The following is a 22766-nucleotide window of genomic DNA, read 5'->3' on the forward strand; positions in this document are numbered from 1 at the left end:
CTATTCCGTTAATTCAATATCTATCGACAATGAATCTACATCAAAACCTTCAAGTGGCTTCATGACAAAGCTTCGCTTTGATTTAGGCAATACTAAGCTACCTGCAATGAGTTCTCGTATTTCTGTTCCAGTAACAAAAGAATTGTGGGTCTTATCAGCTACTTGCCAGTTAGTTTTATTTAGTCTCGCGTAGCTTGTACCTGTATTGCTTACTTCAAGCAGCCAATTTGCGCCATCTTGTTTTACATTTGTCACTGATAGCTCAGGTCGTGAGTTCTTTGGCTTTACGTTGATTAGTGTATTGAACTCTAGCAGTAAACCAACGTTCGCAGCTTCCGCGCTCGCGCGTTCAACTTGAACTTGCTTCACCGTAACACGATAGGCTTTCGACTCAGATATAGATGGGTTGCCAAGATAGCGGATCATCACCGATTGGGAGCGCCCTGGCTCAATAACCGCAGTAACCGGAATAACAAGTAACTCATCATCAGCAGGTTGAGTGGTTTCGTTGCCCATTTCATCCATAGTCATAGATTTGGGAATCAATTCAACGGTAAGTGGTTGGCTGCCAGTGTTATCCACGCGCATCACTATTTGAGAGCGTTTACCTAATGGCTCCATTTCAGAAACCATAGGTTCAACTCGGTACGCCTGAACAGAAAAACTGACCATGATGGATAAGATGATAACTATGCTTCTAAACACTCATACACTCCTTGAATAGAAATCGGGAGGCTATGAATAGCCTCCCTTAGCTTAAGACAATTAGTTTGAAGTGATACTAATTGTGATTGTATCTGAGTAACCACCTGACCAAGGTGCTGTTTGAGTGTTAGTTACTTCTAGAGTTGCTGAAAGGCCATCAGCTAGGTCTGTTGATCCCGCATATGATTTAGCATCAGACTCAAAGTTGTTTGGACCAGTACCGCCAGGAGGAGCAAAAGATAGTGGATCTAGACCTTCTGGAGTAAATGTTGCTTCATATGCAAGTGCAAAATCATCTGGTAATGCGTCGTCTGCTTCTAGACCACCTTCAGCACTTACCATCTTCACAGTTGCACCGTTACGGTCATTACATTTCATTGTAAAGTTAGTTGTAGCAGTGTTTTGAGCTGATGGATTCTTAAGATCTAGCACTAATTGGTTTGCTGAAATTTCACAAACTGAAGGGTTGATTGCTTGAACTTGTATCGCTGTCGGCGCTGCAAGAGCTTGAGTGGCAAACGCACCAGAAATAACAACTGCACAAACTGTTAACTTATTCATAATTGCTCCTTAGAGAGTTTTTTACTGACTTACATGTCGTAGCCCAGATACGTTTGGGCAGATTGCGACTGACGTGCTCACTCGCATGAAGTAAGCTATTTACTGTTTGATGTCATTGATTGATGGATAGACATCAATTTCGATAACATCTTGGTAATTGCCTGCGTATAGCAGGTTATCTTCAAGGGTTACCCGTATTTCTCCTTGCGTTGAAAACGGAATAACACCGGAACTATCGACAGAGCTCTCAGAAGTTAAGTCACTACTGGATATCTGCTTTTTAATACCTAATTTGGTGATCGATATTTCTAATAAATACCTATTTAACCCATGTTCCTGATTGGCATCGCTTGCTAACAAACCACCATTTCGTGAGGAAATACTCATTCTCAAAGGTTGGTTGCAATAAACATTAAACGGCAACGTTTTTGAGCGTATATTTGACAAATCTATCGTGTTGTCTGTCATCAAGCTTAATTCACAGCGACTTTCAATTTGTCCTACAAGATCTAAAGACAAATCGCCTGCTTTAGCTGAGTATGAAAACAAGGCTGAGTTTGGCGATATAAAAATCACTAAAATAATGTACTTAATTAATTCCCTCATAAGAGGCCTTTGCTCTATCTGAGATGAGATTAAATATACCGCTTTCAATAAGATAAAAAGTATGAAACTAAGACGGATCAGAAATACAAGTAGTAGAAAAAGTTGTAGGCGCCACGAGTTTAAATAACTGTAGAAAAACACACTTAAAAATAGTGTGGATTTATTTACAGAATAAAAATTGTGTTCTTGGCTGAAGTTTTAGAAATTGATGAAATTTATTACGAATTGTATCAGTTTAGAAACACGATAGCGCACCGAGTGCGGTGTATACTCGTGCCCCTACGTTCATATAAATGCATACATACGCCGGAGTCCGTTATGGGAGTTAAGCTGGACAAGAAAAAGCACTGGAATGTTCTACTGGATGAAAAGAACAATTTTCACTCGCAACTTATCAAACGAGAACTAAGTAAAAATGAAAAGTTGAATGTGATCATTGGCCATGCGAACGAAGTCAATCAAATCATTGACAATAACGACGTTGATATTGTTCTTGTCTCTTTTACCTGTCTTAAAGAAGGCCAATATTTAAACGATATCTACGCGAATAGTTTAAATACAAGCCTAGTCGTTTATGGTATTCCGAAGCACATTGAATGCGTGGAACTTTCAACTTGGTTTGGTGTAAAAGGAATGATTTATGAAGATGCACCGATTGAGCACTTAATTCGTTGTGTCGATGCTGTTCTTAATGGCAGCCTGTGGTTACCAAGAAGCCTGATGGCGCAAATGTTAAACCAAATTCGTCCTTATATATTATCGACACCAGATGGCATCAACGAATTAACCAAGCGAGAAAAACAAATTCTCGATCATTTAGTGTGTGGAAATTCTAACTTAGAGATAGCAGAAAGTTTATATATCGCTGAAAGCACGGTGAAGACACATCTATATAAATTGTACAAAAAATTAAATGTAGGTTGTCGACGAGAAGCAATAGAACTAGCTAAAAAACATTATAAGTCCGCAAATGTATATAGCATCAAGTAATAATGAGATTATAAAAACAAGGCGTCACTTATATAAACGACGCCCTATTTTAGTGATATAGGTCAAATATCTATTTTGCGTTTGGCAAATAAGGTAACACTCGAGCTGTTTGTTTTGGGAGTGTCATATAGCCGCCCTCTCCAATCTCAGAAAGCGCGACCTGCACTTTTCCATCAACGATAGGTTTAACATCACCGTTGGAAAACTGAATCGTCGAGTTGAGCTTGTTGGCAAACTCCAGTGTGACGCCTTCAACATTCGGAGTGAACCAACTCGCAAACATACCCCCTAAGTCTTCCAGCATCGCCTGCATTTGCGGCATAAGCTTTTCTACGTCTTGGTAGCTAACTTCGCCCTCGAATGGTTCTTTCGTCATCACAACCATAGAAAAATCACAGCGTCGATCTTGCGGTGTTTGCACAAACACGAGCGGATTTGCTTGGCGCAAATTGTCGTCGATTGGCACAAGCAACTCATTGTATTGGGAGGATTTTAGCTCTTCGTAATGTTCTTCTTTTTCCATCCAAGCTTTATCGATGGGACAAAGTTGTTTGCTTTGCGCATCGAGAAAAAAGAAGCCGATTTTCACGTCATCGTGCCCTTCCTTCACATTCTGTTTCATTTGAGTAAAGAGCTTGCTATAGGTGAACATATATTCTTGAGCATATGAAGGTGCTGCTACAGTCGTCAAAGCAGCAGCCAAGAAGGCTAATGATATTTTCTTCATTGAATTTATAATCTTATTGTTGAGTGGTCTGGCTTTCAAAAAACGGCTTATTATGACGAATCATTGTTTGTAAGTCGTTGACGTATGCCTCACCTCTTTCAGAGTATTTGAGTAATCCGTTAGTCAGTGCGATAGCTGCGTCGATATCCGTTAAACTTTGACCAGCGATATGACGTTGATAACGGATCTCGCGCAACGCTTCGTATGCGGCGTTACGATTGACGTTCATAAAGTAACCATGAATCGACTGTTGAACAGAGCTAAATTTGGCCACTTCGTGGCTCATCCCATCAGCTCGCTGTAACGGAACCAGCCCACACCCCTTGCTATAGCACCATTGCCCAAAGTAGTTATTCGCTTTAGTCGCAAATCGCGATGTTCCCCAAGCTGATTCGTTTGCCCCCTGTACCATGACTAATGCTTTAGGTAACACGTCGACGCGATGTAACATCTTGTCCATCCAAACTTGAGTGACTTCTCCCTCATTCAGTTCTAGGTTGTAGAGCTTCCCTAAACGTTTGGCTGTCTCAATATCGTCATTTGAGAGCTGTTGTTGCTGCAAATGAGTCTGGATATTTTCTAGACGTTCGCGCTCTTTCTTTACGCGCTGGTTTTCAAGCTCAATCCCCGGTCTTAAATAATCGAAGAACGCCTGCTTTTTTGCTCGCGTATCGGTAAACGCAGTGAAATCAGGTGCGTCACCGACTTTCGCGGCAGCCTCAGAAGTGACAATTTTCTTTCGCTCTTGAGTACTTTCATATTGATAGGTAGTGCAACTCGCGAGAATACCCGCAGCTGCAATCGCAAGGAACTCGCCCTTACGCATCGAACACTTGTGAATTTTTGTCATGGTCATCATCATTTTTAGGACGGTCTGAAGCGATAATTCTTAATTTAATGCCAAACATGTTGCGGTAGATAATACCTTTAACATGGAAGAAAAACGGCAGTACGATGATTAAGCCTAAACCGTAAAACATCATGCCGATTACAAACATGATGGAAACTACTAGATAGATACCAGCTAAGACAAATATCTTTTTGTTGGCCGCTCTTAACGATAACAACAACGATTGCATCGGTGGCACTTTCTTTTCACAAATCAACAAGATCGAATTGCTGAACGCGATTGAAAGGTACAACGATATGAATGGCAGCAATAAACCCGCAATGCCCTGAAGCATCAAACTGAACAAGGTTGCCAGAATTACAGGGATAGTAAACTGAAGCCCTTTAGCAATGTGACGAGACTTTGTCGTCAGTCCTGCCGCGTGACTCATCGCCATTAGGCTGATGCCGGCATAGATAGGCGCACTGATAACTTCGTAGCTGTAGTTTGCCACCATAATCGCATTGATAATATTAGGATCAAACGCATCGGCGCTGGTAAACGCGTCGATGATCATTGATGGGTCACCTAATTGTAATTTGAGTGCGATATAAAAGATGGCAAACTGAATCACGATCAGCGCCACTATCGCTGGTGAAAATGAAAGGAAGTTCTTGATGGTTAGGTTCCATGCTTCTTTTAGCACATCGCCTATTTTAAGTTCATAGTCTCCTGAAAGTGCACGCTCCACACTTCCACCTAAATTAAAATCTTTCTCTATATCATTATTCATTATTGAATCCAGCACTTAGTATTCACTAAGCTAGCTTGTTGTTTGAATGTCAGGCTGTAATTGTGTGACATTATACTTAAACGTTTGAAAGTCTAAAATCAGATATCCACCAATCACTTGCTTTCTCATCTGTATGATTAATAATTGACCGAAAACATGTGCTTGGTAAGGTATAGGCTCTTGATTCAGATATGAAATTCAAGCCCTATTTGCGCATATAAATCGCTTAGAAACAGTATGGTAAGAAATGTTTACTTTTACCTGCAAAATTTTTTGTGTTTCAAGTTAAGAAATTGCTTTGAATTCACCATTTTGGTGATTATGATGCGCGCCTCTATTTTGTATAACTACGGGTATATTTACGAGTTAAATATCCAATGTGGGAGAAAGACAGACGTTGAACGCTAAACAACAAGCAGGACAACCAGTTATCCGTCTAACTGGCATCAGCAAAAGTTTCGATGGCAAGGAAATCATCGCCAACCTAAACCTTGATGTAAACCATGGTGAATTTCTAACCATCCTTGGTCCTTCCGGCTGTGGTAAAACGACCGTTCTTAGGATGATTGCTGGTTTCGAAGCCGCTGATAATGGCGACATCATTCTTGATGGCCAGACCGTTACTGAAGTCCCTGCTGAACAAAGGCACGTCAACACTGTATTCCAAAGTTATGCACTCTTCCCTCACATGACCGTATTTGAAAACGTTGCATTTGGCTTGCGTATGCAAAAAGTGCCTTCGGCAGATATCGAGCCGCGAGTCATGGAAGCGTTACGTATGGTTCGCCTAGAAAAAATGGCGCAGCGTAAACCGCATCAACTTTCAGGTGGTCAGCAACAACGTATCGCAATCGCTCGTGCGGTTGTGAACAAACCCAAAGTTCTTCTGTTGGATGAATCTCTTTCTGCACTGGATTACAAACTACGTAAGCAGATGCAAATTGAGCTGAAACAGCTTCAACGTCAACTTGGCATTACATTTATCTTTGTCACACACGACCAAGAAGAAGCTTTATCTATGTCTGACCGTATTATAGTAATGCGAGACGGAGTTATTGAACAAGACGGCACACCACGTGAAATTTACGAAGAACCAAAGAACCTTTTCGTAGCCCGCTTTATCGGTGAGATTAACGTCTTCAATACAACGATGCTTAACCGCATTGACGAGCAGCGTATTCGCGCAGAGATTGAAGGTGTCGAATCTGTCGTCTATTACGACAAGCCAGCACAGGCTGGTGATAAACTGCAAGTTTTGCTCCGCCCTGAAGATTTGCGTATCGAAGAGATCAAAGAATCTGAGCAAAAAGGCATTGTTGGCCACGTTACTGAGCGCACCTATAAAGGTATGACGTTAGATTCCGTTATCGAACTCGAATCGGGCATGCGTGTGATGGTAAGCGAATTCTTCAACGAAGATGACCCAGATGTAGACCACTCTATCGGTCAAAAAGTGGCGGTCACTTGGGTTGAGAGCTGGGAGGTCGTCCTTAATGATCAGCAAGAAGTTTAATCTTCAGAACGCAATCATTGCTCTCATCGTTGGTTGGCTGACACTATTCGTCCTAATTCCAAACGTGATGATCATTGGAACCAGTTTCCTAACTCGTGATGAAGCCAATCTGATTGAGTTAACGTTCACCTTTGATAACTATTTAAGGCTGATTGACCCACTGTACGCAAAAGTGTTGTTGCACTCTTTCTACATGGCGATCGTAGCAACGATTTTATGTTTAATAATCGGTTATCCATTTGCGTATATCGTGGCGAAAATGCCCGAAAAATGGCGGCCAATCATGCTGTTTTTGGTGATTGTACCGTTTTGGACCAACTCGCTGATTCGTACTTACGGTCTAAAGATTGTTTTGGGTACACAAGGGATTTTGAACAAATCTCTAATCGCAATGGAAATCATCGATAAACCGATTCGTTTAATGTACACCGAAACCGCAGTAATGATCGGTCTGGTCTACATCCTATTGCCATTTATGATTCTTCCTTTGTACTCGGCGATTGAAAAACTTGACCATACCTACGTAGAAGCGGCAAAAGATTTAGGCGCAAACAAGTTCCAGATCTTTACTAAAGTGACTCTGCCTTTAACCATGCCAGGTATTATCGGCGGTTGTTTATTGGTATTGCTACCAGCACTCGGCATGTTCTATATCTCAGACCTATTAGGCGGTGCGAAGAACCTTCTAATTGGTAACGTGATTAAGAGTCAGGTACTGAACGCACGTGATTGGCCATTTGGCGCGGCAACAAGCATTGCCTTAACGATTGCCATGGCAATTATGCTTTACGCCTACTACCGAGCAGGCAAACTTTTGAATAAGAAAGTGGAGCTAGACTAATGGGACGTTCAGTTAGATTTAGCTTTATGGCGTTGGTATACGCATTTTTGTACCTACCGATCGTTGTACTAATTGTGAACTCATTTAATGCCAATAAATTTGGTATGAAATGGGGCGGCTTTACCACCAAGTGGTACGAAACCTTAGTAAACAACGACAGTTTAATGCAGGCTGCGTGGCATTCTTTGAATGTTGCGGTGTTTTCTGCAACAGCGGCTACAATTATCGGTAGCTTTACTGCTGTTGCCCTATTCCGCTATACCTTTAAAGGTAAAGGCGCTGTGAATGGCATGCTATTCGTAGTGATGATGTCTCCGGATATTGTGATGGCAATTTCGTTGCTTGCCCTGTTCCTTGTTTTAGGTGCACAGCTTGGCTTCTTTACACTATTGATTGCGCATATCACCTTCTGTTTACCTTTCGTTGTCGTAACGGTTTACAGTCGATTGAATGGTTTTGATGTGAAGATGCTAGAAGCAGCAAAAGATTTAGGTGCGAGTGAATGGGTTATCTTAAAACAGATTATTCTGCCACTTGCCAAACCTGCGGTTGCTGCAGGTTGGTTATTGAGCTTTACCCTATCACTGGATGACGTGATTATCAGTTCATTCGTGACGGGGCCAACATATGAAATTTTGCCATTAAAAATCTACTCGATGGTAAAAGTGGGAATATCACCAGAGGTGAATGCTCTCGCAACAGTCATGCTGATTGTTTCCTTGATTTTGGTAGTCATATCTCAGTTGCTAGCAAGAGAAAAAGTGAAGTAGAATCCGCGTGAATTACCAAACAGAATGGCCAAGAATAGCCATTCTGTTTTTCTATCTACGCTCGTAATGAGCAACGTTTGGTTTGGAGCTAACGTCAATGAAAAAATGGGCTACTTTATTAGCTGGTAGTGCATGTGCGCTTTCTCTGTTCTCTGGTTCAGTGGCAGCGGACGAAAATAAGGAATTGGTATTCATGAACTGGGGGCCGTACATCAACAGTAGCCTTCTAGAACAATTTACCAAGGAGACTGGAATTAAAGTGATCTACTCGACTTACGAGTCGAACGAGACTTTATACGCAAAGCTAAAAACACATAATGAAGGTTATGATTTAGTTGTTCCTTCGACGTACTTTGTTGCAAAGATGCGTGATGAAGGCATGCTACAAAAGATCGACAAATCAAAGCTGAGTAACTTTGACAACCTAGACAAAAACTACTTGGACAAGCCATTTGATCCAAACAACGAGTACTCCATTCCTCACGTTGTCGCTATCACAGGTCTAGCGGTGAACACTGACATGTATGATCCAAATGACTTCCAAAGTTGGGCTGATTTATGGAACCCAGAGCTTGAAGGTCAGTTAATGCTGATGGATGACACGCGCGAAGTGTTCCATATTGCCCTACGCAAATTGGGTTACTCGGGTAACTCTACCGATCCTAAACAGATTGATGAAGCGTACGCAGAGCTACAAAAACTGATGCCAAACGTATTGGTGTTTAACTCTGACAACCCGGGCGCACCATACATGTCTGGTGAAGTCGGCGTTGGTATGCTTTGGAACGGCAGTGCGGCTGCGGCACAAAAAGAAGGCCTGAACCTTAAACTGGTTTTCCCTAAAGAAGGCGGTATCGGCTGGGTTGATAACTTTGCGATCTCGTCTGGCGCAAAAAACGTCGATGCAGCGCACAAGATGATCAACTTCCTGCTACGTCCTGAAATTGCAGAGCAAATTTCAGCTGACACTGGTTACTTGACTGCGGTCGCTGAGTCTAACGCCAAATTTAAAGATGTTGCGCCGCTATTCCCATCTCAAGAAGACCTTGACCGTGTTGAATGGCAAGACGCTGTTGGCGACTTAACAGTTAAATATGAAGAATATTTCTTAAAACTGAAAGCCGGCCAATAATCTCTTCCTTTTACTTTAAAATAGGCAGCATTCGCTGCCTATTTTGTTTATTGACTGATATACTTTCTTTTTTTGTATAGTTTGTCTTTCGACAAGCACTTAACCCACTGCTTAATCAGAACATTTCGTCCCGATTGACGCTCTGATGGCTAGGCAAAAACAAAAACGGAAAAGTAATGAAAAGTAAATTCTATGCAAGCGCACTGTGCGCAGCGGCACTAACCGCTTCTTCTGCAATGGCTGCTGATCAAGAACTCTACTTCTACAACTGGTCTGAATACATTCCTAACGAAATTCTTGAAGATTTTACCAAAGAGACAGGCATCAAAGTTATCTACTCGACTTACGAGTCTAACGAGAGCATGTACGCGAAGCTAAAGACTCAAGGTTCTGGTTATGACCTTGTGGTTCCGTCTACTTATTTCGTATCTAAGATGCGCAAAGAAGGTATGCTTCAAGAAATCGACAAGAGCAAGCTTTCTCACTTTGCAGACCTCGATACTAACTTCCTAAACAAGCCGTTTGACCCAAACAACAACTTTTCTATCCCATACATCTGGGGTGCAACGGGCATTGGTATTAACTCAGACATGCTAGACAAATCATCTGTGACCAAATGGGATGATTTCTGGGACAGCAAGTGGGAAGGTCAATTAATGATGATGGACGATTCACGTGAAGTGTTCCACATCGCATTGACCAAGCTGGGTTACTCGCCAAACACCACTAACCCTGACGAAATCAAAGCAGCATACGAAGAGTTGAAGAAACTGATGCCAAACGTGTTGGTATTTAACTCAGACTTCCCAGCAAACCCATACCTCGCGGGTGAAGTATCACTCGGTATGCTTTGGAACGGTTCTGCGTACATGGCTCGTCAAGAAGGCGCATCCATCGATATCATCTGGCCAGAAAAAGGCACGATCTTCTGGATGGACAGCCTAGCCATCCCGGCAGAAGCGAAAAACGTTGATGCGGCACACAAGATGATCGACTTCCTACTTCGCCCTGAAAACGCGGCGAAGATCGCTCTAGAAATCGGCTACCCAACACCAGTGGCAAGTGCGCATAAACTGCTTCCTGAAGAGTTTGCTAACAATCCAAGCATCTTCCCTCCTCAAGAAGTAATGGACAGCGGTACTTGGCAAGATGAAGTTGGCGAAGCAAGCGTGATTTACGACGAGTACTTCCAAAAACTTAAAGTAGATAACTAATCTATTGCTCCAGTAGCGATTTAGATAATAATAAAGCGGCTTAAAAGCCGCTTTATTTGTATGTGGGGAATGACTGCTGTTAAGCACTTTGCGAGTCAGGTTTCTGCAGATCGAGGATCTCTTCAACCAATTTTGGCACTTCAATACTTGCCTTGCCGTAACGCTTCTCTTCAAATTCGCTTTCTACAGCACTCGGCTCTAAGTTGATTTCGATAGTGTGCGCCCCGTGCATTTTCGCATCATGGACAAAACCCGCTGCTGGATATACCACACCAGAAGTACCAATCGAAATAAATAAGTCCGCTTGCTCGAGTGATTCATAGATGTCACCCATGCGCAGCGGCATTTCACCGAACCAAACCACGTGCGGGCGCAACTGAGATGGAATTTGGCAGCAATGGCAAAGATCACCAGTTTTGATCTCACCCAGTTCCTCTATCACTTGGTTCGACTCGCTACAGCGCGCTTTAAGCAGTTCACCGTGCATGTGGATGACATTGCTACTACCACCACGCTCATGCAGATTGTCGATATTCTGCGTAATTACCGTCACCGAACCTTCAAGCTCTTTTTCTAAGCGCCCTAGCGCTAAATGCGCAGCGTTTGGCTCAATATGCGACTCTTGCAGTTTTAAACGGCGTTGATTATAGAAATCTTGTACTAGGTCTGGGTCGCGTTCGAAGCCCTCTGGCGTAGCGACATCTTCAATTCGATGATCTTCCCACAAGCCATCCTGGGCTCTGAACGTTTGTATTCCTGATTCGGCAGAAATACCGGCTCCCGTTAATACAACTACATTACGATACGGAAACTTCATACCACATCCTTCTTCATATCCTTTGTCTGTAGCTTAGCATTTGATGAATAACATCAGAAGTTATGAGGGTTAGACCATAGTCGAAGTTGGCGTTTTATCAGCAGGGATTGTGAAGTGATACAAAAAAGAGCGGTCAAAGCCGCCCTTTCCATGATTGTTTTTGCTTTAGTCTTCGTTGGTCGCTGAAATTTTATGAATCGCTAAGTCTGCACCGTTGAATTCATCTTCTTCAGATAAGCGTAGTCCGGTCATGCTATTGATCGCACCATAAACAACCAGAGCGCCAGCTACAGCGATTGAAATACCCGCTATGGTTCCCAGTAGCTGAACAGCAAAACTTACGCCGTCTAAGCCGCCTAGTGTGCTTTGACCAAAGATACCTGCAGCGACACCACCCCATGCGCCACAAACACCGTGCAGAGGCCATACACCCAGCACATCATCAATTTTGGTTTTGTTTTGCAAGTAGGTAAATAAGTAAACAAATAACGCCCCTGCCACCGCGCCAGTCACCAAAGCACCAATTGGGTGCATCAAATCAGAGCCAGCACAAACCGCCACCAAGCCTGCTAACGGACCATTGTGAATAAAGCCTGGGTCGTTCTTGCCTGCAAGCAGCGATGCCACAATACCACCAACCATCGCCATCAACGAGTTCATTGCAACCAGACCGCTGATGCCGTTTAAAGTTTGCGCCGACATGACGTTAAAGCCAAACCAACCCACACAAAGGATCCAAGCCCCTAGTGCCAAGAAAGGAATGTTCGAGGGAGCAAAGTTGGTGTGCTTACCTGCGCGAATACGTCCCTTACGCATGCCTAAAAACGTAACCGCGACCAGAGCAATCCAGCCGCCAACAGCGTGTACAACAACAGAACCAGCAAAGTCATGAAAGCCATAACCAAATTGCGTTTCAAACCACGCTTGCAAACCAAAATTGCCGTTCCAGATCATACCTTCAAACAGTGGGTAAACGATACCAACGGTAAAGAAGGTCGCAATCAAGACGGGATAGAATCGAGCGCGCTCTGCAATTCCACCTGAGACGATGGCAGGGATAGCAGCAGCAAAAGTCAGTAAGAAAAAGAATTTCACTAACTCGTAACCATTGCCTTGCGAGAGAGTTTGCGCGTCGGCGAAAAAGTTAGCGCCATACGCGACCCAGTAACCAATAAAAAAGTACGCAATGGCTGAGATACCGAAGTCGGCAAGAATTTTAACTAAGGCGTTGACTTGGTTCTTGTGCCTAACGGTTCCCACTTCAAGGAAGGCGAAACCCGCGTGCATTAAAAACACCATTATTGCGCCTAGTAGCAAGAATAAAGTATCGGAACTTTGGGTCAGGGTTTGAACGGCTCCATGAACCTGACTTGCGGTTACACTCATCGTTTTTGTTCTCCGTTGTGTTTGCGTGCACTTATCCTGTGCAGTAGCACATTCAATTCACCATATTGGTGATATGAATATCAAAAACGTGTTGGAGCAATGAATGTGCCAACTGACAACATAAAAAACAATGAGATATAAGGCACTGATTTTATTGATTCTTGATGGATGACCACTTAACTCTGTAATCAAAGTCAGACGCCAGGTTGCACAATTATGGTGACAACGCACCAATTTAAAGCGTTCTTACATTGTGCATCGAGAAGAAATGAGCCCTGATTGATTCAGGGCTCTGGGGGAATTAAAGGTTCGGACCTTTAGAGAATTTAAACGGTTGATTGTTTCTCAGTTTAGTCATCCCTTCATACATGCGGATAAACCACAGGAAGATCGCTAGCAAGCCAAGTAACATGCCAGCATAAGGAATGTAAAACGCGATGCTGTCTAACACGCTGCTCTTATACCAGTAGTCATTTAGACCTACCAACACACCGTTTGACGTGGCCACTGTGATGATCAGCACAACGAAATAGGTCAGATTAAGGAAAAAAGTTCGAATCAGACCATAGTAGTGCGAATCAATCACTTCTCCATCCTCTCCTTTATCCAGACGGTAGCCCGCGTAGATAATCGCAACTACGCCAGAGATAAGGCATGTAAACGGAGTGAAGCAGCTCAGGATATACGCGACCCAAATACCTTTATGAGGTTTGTTCATTTGCCGTCGCTCCTTTCACTTTATCTTGAGGCTCTGCAGCTTGCGCGTTTTGTTCTTTCGCCATCACTTCTTCATACCAAAGGTCATGGTGCTCTTTCGCCCATGTTTCATCAACTTCGCCTGTGACCATACCTTCCAGCGCGCCTTCCATACCAAATAGACCAATGTAGATATGGAAAACAAAACCACAGATAAGGATTAACGCGGCTAGCATATGTACTAGGTTCGACAATTCCATATCACGGCGTGTTTGGCCAAAGATAGGGAAATCAAGCACCAGACCACTCACAGCCACTACACTACCAACAACGATCAGTAGCCAAAACAGCGCTTTCTCACCTGCATTCGAAAAACCTGCAGATGGGTGCGAGCCTTTGTGTTTACCTACCATACCACCCAGCTTGATAAACCAAACAAAGTCGACTTTAGTAAAGATAGATTTACGCCACCATTTCACCAACACACAGATCAACAACACACCAAAAATAGGACCGATGTAGTTGTGGTACTGCTTAGCCAGCATAATAATGAATCCCCACAAATCCGCGGGAATATAAGGCTTCAAGAAGTGCTTGCCGTATACAAGCATCAAGCCACTAAAACCAAGGGTTAAAAAAGTAAATGCCATACTCCAGTGCATTGCTCGATCGAGACGAGACCAGCGCTTGATTCGCTTGCCAGTTCTTGGCGCACTTAACATGATTGGTCCCATGAAGAGGTAAACCAAAATCACGAAAGCAATACTACCAAAGATCGCGATAGCGCCCGCAGGAGACATCCATTTCTCTTTCAAAATGTACCAGGTTTGTCCTGGCTTACTAATTAGCATTCCGTGCTCTGGGAACTGAGACGTCGTATAGCCCTCTTCACCCTGACGAACCTGACGCCAAAAATCAGCGCCAGCCAGTTGGGTCATTTCGCGTTGTGCAACATCAGACTCTTTTTGCTCAGCATGCGCGGGCAACGACAAAGCAAAAACCAATGCTGCCAACAATGACAGCATTGTGAGAGATGCACGTTTAAACATTGAAAACATGACTCTCTCCAGCATTAGCTTTTCGTTGCGTCGTAAGACAGATCATTGCCATCTGTCCAACCAGCGCCTTTCGCACCGCGCTCAACCACACGTTGACGGAAGATGTCAGATACTTTCTCTGCATCGCCCGCAAGTAGCGCTTTTGTTGAACAAAGCGACGCACACATTGGCAGCTTACCTTCTGCGATGCGGTTTGCACCGTACTTCTGACGCTCTTCAACTGAGCCAGGTTCAGTTTCAGGGCCGCCCGCACAGAATGTACATTTGTCCATTTTGCCACGCTCACCAAACGCTTCCTGTTTAGGGAACTGAGGTGCGCCAAATGGGCAGGCAAACAGACAGTAGCCACAACCGATACACAGGTCTTTATTGTGTAACACGATGCCGTCTTCAGTATGCTCAAAACAGTCTGCTGGACACACCGCCATACAAGGCGCATCGGTACAGTGCATACAAGCAACTGAGATTGAGTTCTCGCCCGGTTCGCCATCATTTAGAGTAACGACGCGACGACGTTGAATGCCCCACTCAAGAGCATCATCGTTTTCGTTTTTACATGCAGTGACACAGCCGTTACATTCGATACAGCGCTTGGTGTCACAAAGGAATTTCATTCTAGCCATTAGTAGACTCCTTACGCTTTGCGAATGTTACATAGGGTGACTTTGGTTTCCTGCATTTGCGTTACAGGGTCATAACCGTAAGTCGTAGCGATATTGGCAGACTCACCAATCACGTATGGGTCGGCTCCTTCTGGGTACTTATCACGCAGGTCAACGCCTTCAAACTTACCGCCAAAGTGGAACGGAATGAATGCCAAACCCGGTTTCACACGACGTGTTACCAGCGCCTTGACGTGAATGCGGCCTTTCTCTGCCCCTTCAACCCACACCATATCGCCATCTTTAAAGCCAAGATCGTTAGCGTCTTTCGGGTTCACTTCCACAAACATCTCTTGTTGGAGTTCAGCAAGCCAAGGGTTAGAACGGGTTTCTTCACCACCACCTTCGTATTCAACCAGACGACCAGACGTCAGGATAATCGGGTATTCTTTCGACTTATCTTGATCCTGAATCGACTTGTACATCGTTGGTAGACGGTAAATTGACTCACTGTCATCCCAAGTTGGGTAGTCAGCAACCAAGTCACGACGTGGTGTGTACAGTGGTTCGCGGTGTAGCGGTACACGATCTGGGAACGTCCATACAATGGCACGCGCTTTCGCGTTACCAAACGGGTTACAGCCGTGCTTGATAGCCACACGTTGGATACCGCCTGACAGGTCCGTTTTCCAGTTTTTACCTTCGGCTGAAGCTTTCTCTGCTTCAGTCAGGTCATCCCACCAACCTAGGTGCTTCAATAGCTTGTCGCTAAATTCTGGGTAACCGTCTTGGATTTCACTACCTTGTGAGTAGCTGTCTTCCGCCAACAGGTTCTTGCCTTCAAATTCAACGCCAAAACGCGCACGGAAAGTACCGCCGCCTTCAGCAATAGGCTTAGACGTATCGTAAAGAATGTGCGTGCCAGGGTGTTTCATTTCTGGTGTACCCCAGCATGGCCAAGGTAGACCATAAGTGTCGCCATGAGCTGGACCACCTTCCGCAGCAAGCGTTGTCTTGTGGAATGTGTGCCAGTTTTGTTGGTGTTGCTTCAAACGCTCAGGGCTTTGGCCTGTGTAGCCGATCGTCCACATACCTTTGTTGAACTCGCGGGTAATGTCTTCAATGACTGGTTGGTTGTTTTCTACTTTGATGTGTTTGAACAACTGCTCTGCGAAACCAAGTTTCTTAGACATTAGATACATGATTTCGTGGTCTGGTTTTGAATCGAACAGCGGTTGAATAACTTGGTCACGCCACTGAAGTGAGCGGTTTGACGCCGTCACACTGCCGTATGTTTCAAACTGAGTGGTCGCAGGCAGCAAGTAAACGCCGTCTGTACGATCGTTCATTACTGCAGCTACTGTTGGATACGGGTCAACGATTACCATCATATCCAGTTTCTGCATCGCCTTTTTCATTTCAACGCCACGGGTTTGCGAGTTAACCGCATGGCCCCAGTAGAACATGGCGCGAATGTTGTCTTTCTGCTCGATGTTGTCTTTGTTTTCCAACACACCGTCAATCCAACGAGAAACCGGAATACCCATGTTGTTCATTGGTTTTTGGCCGCGGTATTCGTTCTGGTCAAAGCGGTTTTTAATCCACTCAAAATCCAGATCCCATACGCCTGCCCAGTGTTTCCACGCGCCATCAGCGAGACCGTAGTAACCTGGTAATGTGTGCGATAGTACGCCAAGGTCAGTTGCACCCTGTACGTTATCGTGACCACGGAAAATGTTTGCGCCGCCGCCAGATTTACCCATGTTACCAAGCGCAAGCTCAAGCACACAGTAAGCACGAGTGTTGTTGTTACCTGTGGTGTGCTGCGTACCACCCATACACCAAACCACACAACCCGGACGGTTTTCAGAAAGGATCTTCGCGGTGTTGTACACTTCTTCTTCGCTAACACCTGTTACGCGTTCAACTTCGGCTGGGTTCCACTTGGCCACTTCTTGGCGAATCTCATCCATACCGAATACACGCTGTTGGATAAAATCTTTGTCTTCCCAGTTATTTTTAAATACGTGCCATAGGATGCCCCAAATGAACGCGACGTCAGAACCAGGACGCAGAGAAACGTAGAAATCAGATTTTGCTGCGGTACGAGTACGACGTGGGTCAGCAACGACGATCTTACAACTGTTCTTTTCTTTTGCGATCAAGATATGCTGCATCGCAACTGGGTGAGCTTCCGCCGGGTTTGAGCCGATAAATAGCATCGATTTACAGTTGTGCATATCGTTGAAAGAATTGGTCATCGCGCCGTAGCCCCAAGTGTTTGCTACACCGGCTACCGTGGTTGAGTGACAGATACGCGCTTGGTGGTCAACGTTGTTCGTCCCCCAAAGCGACGCCATCTTACGGAACATGTACGCTTGTTCATTGCTGTGTTTCGCACTGCCTAACCAGTAAACCGAATCTGGACCTGACTCTTTGCGAATCTCTAGCGCTTTATTGCCGATCTCTTCAATCGCTTGCTCCCAAGAAAGCTTTTTCCACTTACCGCCTTCTAGCTTCATTGGGTATTTCAAGCGGCGCTCACCATGTCCGTGCTCACGCAATGCTGCACCTTTCGCACAGTGGCCACCAGCGTTAAATGGATGGTCAAAAGCAGGCTCTTGTCCTGTCCAAACACCGTTTTGTACTTCGGCGTAGATACCACAACCCACTGAGCAGTGAGAACAAATAGTACGTTTGATCTCTGTCTTTGCATTTGGATCAACCGACTTCGCTTCGGCTTTTTTGATCATGCCCGGCGTGAATAAACACGCTCCTGCAACAGCACCACCAGCAGCCAGCGAACTGTTCTTCATGAATGCGCGGCGTGAAATGCCCAATTGATTTTGTTCTTTGCTCACACTATCGGAGCGTTTAATTAGTTTCATTACTCAGCTCCTATAGGGTTTCGTAATAATCTCGGATATGTTGCGTTTCGCGGTATCCGGTCTTGTTAACGTCTTTTTCTACTTCAACGGATTCTGTCGCATTGGCAACTTTTGTCGTACCTGCGACAACAGCACCAGCCACTGCTGCAGTGGTTAATCCTTTAAGTAGATCCCTACGGGATGTATCTATTGATTTCTCATTATTGTCTTTCATTTTGCTTCCTTACCTTGCGGTACTTGGAGACTCTGAGCCTCTCTATCGACGCGAACTCGTTACGGCTGAGTTGGGTCGTACTCAGTGACGTTTTTCACATCAATTTTTATTTTGCTTTTACTGCTATGGGTGTTCTCACTGAAACGAACTTGCTCCAGTGTTAAAAACGTTTGGGTAAACTGCGCGACTGGCAAATAAAACGCAGTATGTTGTGCGCGAAGAATTTGTCCAGTGAACAATGAAAACCAAGGCGCGATATGTTTATTGAAGAAAGCTTGCTGCAGTCCCTCTTCTTCTTGGGTAAGCATCGCCATTACTTCACAAAGCGCTGCAATGTGATCTTCCGGCTCTTTGACTTCAGCCTCTCTCTCTAATCCGAGCAGTTCTAAGTCTCGACGAATCTCTGCTAACGGTTTTTCCATTAGCGAACCCGTGCGATGCCAAGAGGCAAATGGAATCACTTCCCCGCGACCAATACCGATAAACAGTTCTTGATATTCATCGGCAAGTGTTTCTTCGTTGGCATTGCGTGCAGCTTCAATCAACTCAAGCCAAGCTTTCTGCATATCGCTAGCGGCAGATTCAGGCTCTAAGCCCGCCAAAAATGCCAACACCTCAGAATTCGGACTCTGGCGGTAAAGTGCAGAAAGGAGTAAGTAAATATCTGAACGTAATGTGTCTTGTTGATTTTCCACGAGAACTCCTAGTATTTCAGCTGCTGCATTGGGTCTTCTGCCATTGACTCGAACATGTCGATCACTCGGCAGTCTTCACACATCGCGATACGGTTGATCGCCGAATCATCTTGGAAATGAGAGTGACCGCGTAACTTACTCTGCAACATATCAATCATAGATTGCGGTGCGAATGGTTTGTGACAACGCGTACATTCCGCCGCTTTCTCTTCATGAAGTACAATCGCTTGTTGACGCGCTGAAGCATCCCAATTCATTCTCGAAGTTAAGCTTAGTGCATTCTCAGGGCATGCCTTGGCACATAAACCACATTGAACACAATCTTGTTCAATAAACTTAAGTGATGGTGAATGACCTTCAGTGTGTAGCGCGCACGTTGGACATACCGCAACGCAGCTCATGCAAGAGGTACACGCTGTTTTATCGCAATCGACATTGCCAAACGGCGCGCTTGCTGGAAGCGCTTGAATGGTTTCAGCTGGAATATGGTTCTCAGCCAGAGCATCAAGTGCAGTAAATAGACGTGCACGTTTGTTGCCAGCCAAATCGCCTAGCGACAAACCGAAAGGTTGAGTCGTCAACGTCGGTTGCGCTTCGCGTAGAGACTCTAGATAAAGAATGTCGATCGTCTCTTTCGCAATTCCCATCTGTTCAAGCAGTTCTTGAGCGGTCGATATTTCGCTAGTGAGCACACGAATGATAGTTGCGGGCATAAAACGACTCGCTGCAAACAACACTTGTGTCGCACCGTTCGCCAAAGCCGCAAACCAGCTATCAATACCAACAGAAGGTAGCTCTTCAACGACAACAGGGATAACGTTATCTGGTAGCGCTTTTAGTGCCATAACGTTGTAGGTCTCATGGCGAGAACTACAAATAAGGACGATTGGATCAACGCCTCCGGCTTGCTGATAATTCGCCAGCATACGTTCAATGAATTTTTGCGTGTCTTGTGGATTTGGCAACGCATAATGAATCGCTTCTGTTGGACAAGCCGTCGCACAAGTCCCCACCCCTTGACAAAGGTAAGGATTGATTTCGATGCGGTGACCAATTTTGTCATTACCTTCGCTCGACAGCGCACCAGCAGGACAAGCATCGACACAGCGTTCACAGCCTTTCACGCCACGTGAACTGTGGGCACATAAGTCTGTGTCTAAACGGAAAAACTTTGGCTTATCGAATGTTCCCATCAACGTGGGAATTTCTTCTAATGCTTCAGCCAGTTTTGGATAACCGCGTCCAACGGGGTAATAACCCGGGACGGGAACTTCTTCTGCCATGCAGCTATTTAGGCAAAGGTCGAGCACAACATCAAAGCAATCATGGTTAATCGCGACTTTTGCCAAATTGCTCGACACATCGCGATTTTCGATAATCACTTCGAACGTACCTAAAAAGCCCGACACCTGAACGCTATTTGCGTAGTAGAGGTTTTGATGCGTCCCATCCTCACCGTCTGTCGACAGTAACGTTAAGCTATTCATTTGAGACAGCTGTTCAGCCGCACTCTCAATGATTGCTGTAGGACCAATAATCAGGGTATTCCCGCCACTTTCATAACTGACCGTAGGAGGAATGAGGTTTGTCAGTTCAACAGTATTTTCAAACGCATACAAACGCGCTTTACCGTTTTCAGACGTAGATTCTTGTAGTAGTTGTCTAAGCATTGCTCTGTTCCAGTTAGAACATGAATATTCACTCTGGATAGTAATAGCAAATGCTGTACCAACTTTTATTTCAATTAAAATCAGTAATTTATATAACTACTGAGTAAAAACAGAATAAATAAAAAACGGATGAGACAAAATGTCGCACCCGTTCAATTGATGACTTAGTCAAAATGTACCTAGTTTTCGTGTGGTATATTTTGTCCCACTTGCAAATCTTGTTCTGAATCATCGATTTCCGCAGCTTCTGTATCAACAGACGCTAATTGCGTTTCTTCGTCAACGAGTTGAGCCTCACTCTCTTCTGACTCTTCTTCTGCTGTGTTTAACCATTCACGAAGTTTGGCTGCAGCTTCACTTGGCAATGAACTCACAGCAGCATAGTCATGGTCATAGTCAACAAGTCGGTCAACTTCGCTGAACTCACCAGACAGGAACAGTTTTCGTAGTGCGGCCTTTTTGACTGCCGCTTCGGCTTCCGACGCCAGTAACGCCGCTACTGATAATTCTTCCCCTTCGTCAGTTGAGGCTACATCAATAGTGTTCTCTTCATCAGGTGAAACAACGAGCTGTTCATCTTGATCATGAGTTTCAACTGCAAGTTCGCTACTGTCAGAACCAACCACATCCGGTTCCTTGTTATCACCTTCTAGCTTACGCTTTGACCAGCGCCCTAAAAAACTAGTTGCCACTTGCTCGCCCTGCACCTTTGCGTTTCTTACGTCGTGTTTCTAACAATTCACCGTGACGCCCGATATAGGCTTCCATCCAAGCCTGAACAGGCAGTGGCATATCAGCCGACAGCACCAGATAGTCTCCGTCCATGTATTGTCCCGCAACACCTTGAGAGGCAGTGAGCAACACGATGTTAGGGTCGTCCTCACACTCTACGGTATCCAGCACCAAGAACAATTTCGGCTGCTGAGAACTTAAGTTAAAGCGATAGTCAGTTCGCTCATCACGATGCAGTTGAAGCGTTACAACGCGTTTGCTGACGGTCTCTGGCTTTAAGTTAAACCCCGTAAGTTGCCATTGCGTGGTCAGCCACATACCAGTCGTGATCTCGTGCGCAACTAAATTGCATTCCAGAGACCAAAGTTCCTCATTTTTCTCTAATTTGCTGTCAGCAATATCTTGGTTGGTCATTAAGTTTTTCCCTATATTCTCGTCATCTATCAAGCTAAGCAATATTTATACCTATCTTCAAGCTCACCAGCACAAGTGGGCGACAAGAAACAATCAGCGAGAAATAAAATTATGACGCGCTTAAACAAGGAATAGTAATTGCTTGTAGTATATTCTTAGAATTCGTAACCAACTCTAAACATAGGACAACTCGTGGTTAAGCCAAATATTATAAAAACCAGTGAAAACCCTCTGCAGACCATTGAAGTCGAAGTGTATGACGAGTACGGCGAAAAGCTCGTCAAACAAATTGCCTGTGAACGCCCTTTGACCGTTATGCTTAACTGGAAAGAAGTCGTCACCTTGATGACGCTCGGTTCAAGGCCTGAGTCTTTAGTACTCGGATACTTAAAAAACCAAAGTTTCCTATCTAATCCAGAAGCACTTGAGTCAGTCATCATTGATTGGCAAACCCATACTGCTGCGGTTATCACCAAAGAAAATACCGAGCACCTTGAAGGCGCACTAAAGAAAAAGACGGTTACGTCGGGCTGTGGTCAAGGCACTATGTACGGCAACGTAATGAAACAGTTGGAAAACTACCAAGTACCACAAGTCGAGCTGAAGCAATCACAAGTGTATGCGGCGTTAGAAGCGCTAACACATTACAACGATACCTACAAAAAAGCGGGCGCGGTACATGGCTGTGCGGTTTGCCGTGGCGATGAAGTACTGTCTTTTGTTGAAGATGTCGGTCGCCATAACGCGGTGGATACACTGGCGGGTGAAAAGTGGCTCAATGGGGAGTCAGGTGAAGATAAGATCTTTTATACCACCGGCCGTTTGACGTCTGAGATGGTAATAAAAGTCGCGCAAATGGGTATTCCTGTGTTGCTGTCTCGCTCAGGTGTTACGCAAATGGGGTTGGATCTGG

The 22766-nt window shown here is 44.6% G+C and carries 24 protein-coding genes; 7 read left to right on the forward strand and 17 right to left on the reverse strand.

Going from position 1 to position 22766, the window contains the following annotated elements:
- From HCZ42_RS19235 to HCZ42_RS19245, 3 genes are all read right to left on the reverse strand, one after another.
- Positions 1–672, reverse strand: a complete 672-nt coding sequence (locus HCZ42_RS19235; RefSeq protein ID WP_254868993.1) for a molecular chaperone — start codon at positions 670–672, stop codon at positions 1–3.
- A gap of 93 nt (positions 673–765) precedes the next feature.
- Positions 766–1266 carry a hypothetical protein gene (locus HCZ42_RS19240; protein WP_167422332.1) on the reverse strand — a complete coding sequence of 167 codons (501 nt, stop codon included), beginning with the start codon at positions 1264–1266 and terminating at the stop codon, positions 766–768.
- Positions 1267–1365: 99 nt separating this feature from the next.
- Positions 1366–1872 carry a hypothetical protein gene (locus tag HCZ42_RS19245; RefSeq protein ID WP_254868992.1) on the reverse strand — a complete coding sequence of 169 codons (507 nt, stop codon included), beginning with the start codon at positions 1870–1872 and terminating at the stop codon, positions 1366–1368.
- Positions 1873–2190: 318 nt separating this feature from the next.
- Here HCZ42_RS19245 and HCZ42_RS19250 point away from each other — a divergent pair, with 318 nt between their 5' ends.
- Entirely contained in the window at positions 2191–2862 is a 672-nt protein-coding gene (locus HCZ42_RS19250; protein ID WP_167422333.1) for a response regulator transcription factor, read from the forward strand.
- Between the two features lie 70 nt (positions 2863–2932).
- Here HCZ42_RS19250 and HCZ42_RS19255 read toward each other — a convergent pair whose 3' ends face one another.
- From HCZ42_RS19255 to HCZ42_RS19265, 3 genes are read right to left on the reverse strand one after another with little or no spacing between them, the layout of a single operon-like run.
- On the reverse strand, positions 2933–3589 hold the full coding sequence (locus HCZ42_RS19255) for a DUF2987 domain-containing protein (RefSeq protein ID WP_167422334.1): 657 nt from the start codon (positions 3587–3589) through the stop codon (positions 2933–2935).
- A gap of 13 nt (positions 3590–3602) precedes the next feature.
- The gene (locus tag HCZ42_RS19260) at positions 3603–4415 is read right to left on the reverse strand and encodes a glucosaminidase domain-containing protein (protein ID WP_167422352.1); all 813 of its coding nucleotides are present in this window, start codon (positions 4413–4415) and stop codon (positions 3603–3605) included.
- Complete coding sequence (locus HCZ42_RS19265; RefSeq protein WP_167422335.1) at positions 4408–5211, reverse strand: hypothetical protein; 804 nt, start codon at positions 5209–5211, stop codon at positions 4408–4410. The genes HCZ42_RS19260 and HCZ42_RS19265 overlap by 8 nt, the downstream gene beginning before the upstream one ends.
- A 379-nt stretch (positions 5212–5590) precedes the next feature.
- On the opposite strand from HCZ42_RS19265, the gene potA reads away from it, so the two are divergent.
- From potA to HCZ42_RS19290, 5 genes are all read left to right on the forward strand, one after another.
- Positions 5591–6724: a spermidine/putrescine ABC transporter ATP-binding protein PotA gene (gene potA, locus HCZ42_RS19270; RefSeq protein ID WP_167422336.1), complete on the forward strand. Its 1134-nt coding sequence runs from the start codon at positions 5591–5593 to the stop codon at positions 6722–6724.
- The gene (gene potB / locus HCZ42_RS19275) at positions 6705–7565 is read left to right on the forward strand and encodes a spermidine/putrescine ABC transporter permease PotB (protein WP_167422337.1); all 861 of its coding nucleotides are present in this window, start codon (positions 6705–6707) and stop codon (positions 7563–7565) included. The genes potA and potB overlap by 20 nt, the downstream gene beginning before the upstream one ends.
- Positions 7565–8335, forward strand: a complete 771-nt coding sequence (potC, locus tag HCZ42_RS19280) for a spermidine/putrescine ABC transporter permease PotC (protein WP_167422338.1) — start codon at positions 7565–7567, stop codon at positions 8333–8335. Before potB ends, potC begins: the two co-directional genes overlap by 1 nt.
- A 97-nt stretch (positions 8336–8432) precedes the next feature.
- The gene (locus tag HCZ42_RS19285) at positions 8433–9467 is read left to right on the forward strand and encodes an extracellular solute-binding protein (RefSeq protein WP_167422339.1); all 1035 of its coding nucleotides are present in this window, start codon (positions 8433–8435) and stop codon (positions 9465–9467) included.
- A 176-nt stretch (positions 9468–9643) separates the two neighbouring features.
- The gene (locus HCZ42_RS19290) at positions 9644–10681 is read left to right on the forward strand and encodes an extracellular solute-binding protein (RefSeq protein WP_167422340.1); all 1038 of its coding nucleotides are present in this window, start codon (positions 9644–9646) and stop codon (positions 10679–10681) included.
- Between the two features lie 79 nt (positions 10682–10760).
- Here the strand turns inward: HCZ42_RS19290 and cobB are convergent, their stop codons facing one another.
- The 11 genes from cobB to HCZ42_RS19345 all read right to left on the reverse strand — a co-directional run bounded on the left by cobB (position 10761) and on the right by HCZ42_RS19345 (position 21853).
- Positions 10761–11498, reverse strand: coding sequence for a Sir2 family NAD+-dependent deacetylase (gene cobB / locus HCZ42_RS19295; RefSeq protein ID WP_167422341.1), 738 nt, complete (start codon positions 11496–11498; stop codon positions 10761–10763).
- Between the two features lie 165 nt (positions 11499–11663).
- Positions 11664–12884 (reverse strand): ammonium transporter, encoded by a 1221-nt coding sequence (locus HCZ42_RS19300; protein ID WP_167422342.1) that lies wholly within the window; start codon positions 12882–12884, stop codon positions 11664–11666.
- 301 nt (positions 12885–13185) lie between these two features.
- Positions 13186–13602 carry a hypothetical protein gene (locus tag HCZ42_RS19305; protein ID WP_167422343.1) on the reverse strand — a complete coding sequence of 139 codons (417 nt, stop codon included), beginning with the start codon at positions 13600–13602 and terminating at the stop codon, positions 13186–13188.
- Positions 13586–14638: a formate dehydrogenase subunit gamma gene (locus HCZ42_RS19310; RefSeq protein WP_167422344.1), complete on the reverse strand. Its 1053-nt coding sequence runs from the start codon at positions 14636–14638 to the stop codon at positions 13586–13588. The genes HCZ42_RS19305 and HCZ42_RS19310 overlap by 17 nt, the downstream gene beginning before the upstream one ends.
- Positions 14639–14652: 14 nt before the next feature.
- On the reverse strand, positions 14653–15261 hold the full coding sequence (fdh3B, locus tag HCZ42_RS19315; RefSeq protein WP_004414075.1) for a formate dehydrogenase FDH3 subunit beta: 609 nt from the start codon (positions 15259–15261) through the stop codon (positions 14653–14655).
- Between the two features lie 11 nt (positions 15262–15272).
- Positions 15273–18128, reverse strand: coding sequence for a formate dehydrogenase subunit alpha (locus HCZ42_RS19320; RefSeq protein WP_167422345.1), 2856 nt, complete (start codon positions 18126–18128; stop codon positions 15273–15275).
- A gap of 10 nt (positions 18129–18138) precedes the next feature.
- Positions 18139–18342, reverse strand: a complete 204-nt coding sequence (locus HCZ42_RS19325) for a twin-arginine translocation signal domain-containing protein (RefSeq protein ID WP_053408565.1) — start codon at positions 18340–18342, stop codon at positions 18139–18141.
- A 59-nt stretch (positions 18343–18401) separates the two neighbouring features.
- Positions 18402–19037: a TorD/DmsD family molecular chaperone gene (locus HCZ42_RS19330; protein ID WP_439849008.1), complete on the reverse strand. Its 636-nt coding sequence runs from the start codon at positions 19035–19037 to the stop codon at positions 18402–18404.
- Between the two features lie 8 nt (positions 19038–19045).
- On the reverse strand, positions 19046–20707 hold the full coding sequence (locus tag HCZ42_RS19335; protein ID WP_167422346.1) for a 4Fe-4S dicluster domain-containing protein: 1662 nt from the start codon (positions 20705–20707) through the stop codon (positions 19046–19048).
- Positions 20708–20886: 179 nt separating this feature from the next.
- The gene (locus HCZ42_RS19340) at positions 20887–21399 is read right to left on the reverse strand and encodes a DUF3306 domain-containing protein (protein ID WP_167422347.1); all 513 of its coding nucleotides are present in this window, start codon (positions 21397–21399) and stop codon (positions 20887–20889) included.
- A complete protein-coding gene (locus HCZ42_RS19345; protein ID WP_167422348.1) occupies positions 21389–21853 on the reverse strand; it encodes a DUF3305 domain-containing protein in 465 nt (154 codons plus the stop codon). Before HCZ42_RS19345 ends, HCZ42_RS19340 begins: the two co-directional genes overlap by 11 nt.
- Positions 21854–22045: 192 nt before the next feature.
- Here HCZ42_RS19345 and HCZ42_RS19350 point away from each other — a divergent pair.
- On the forward strand, positions 22046–22766 hold a 721-nt coding region (locus tag HCZ42_RS19350; protein ID WP_167422349.1), incomplete at its 3' end, for a formate dehydrogenase accessory sulfurtransferase FdhD.

The sequence above is a fragment of the Vibrio hepatarius genome (assembly GCF_011806575.1).
GTDB classification, from domain to species: Bacteria; Pseudomonadota; Gammaproteobacteria; order Enterobacterales; family Vibrionaceae; genus Vibrio; species Vibrio hepatarius_A.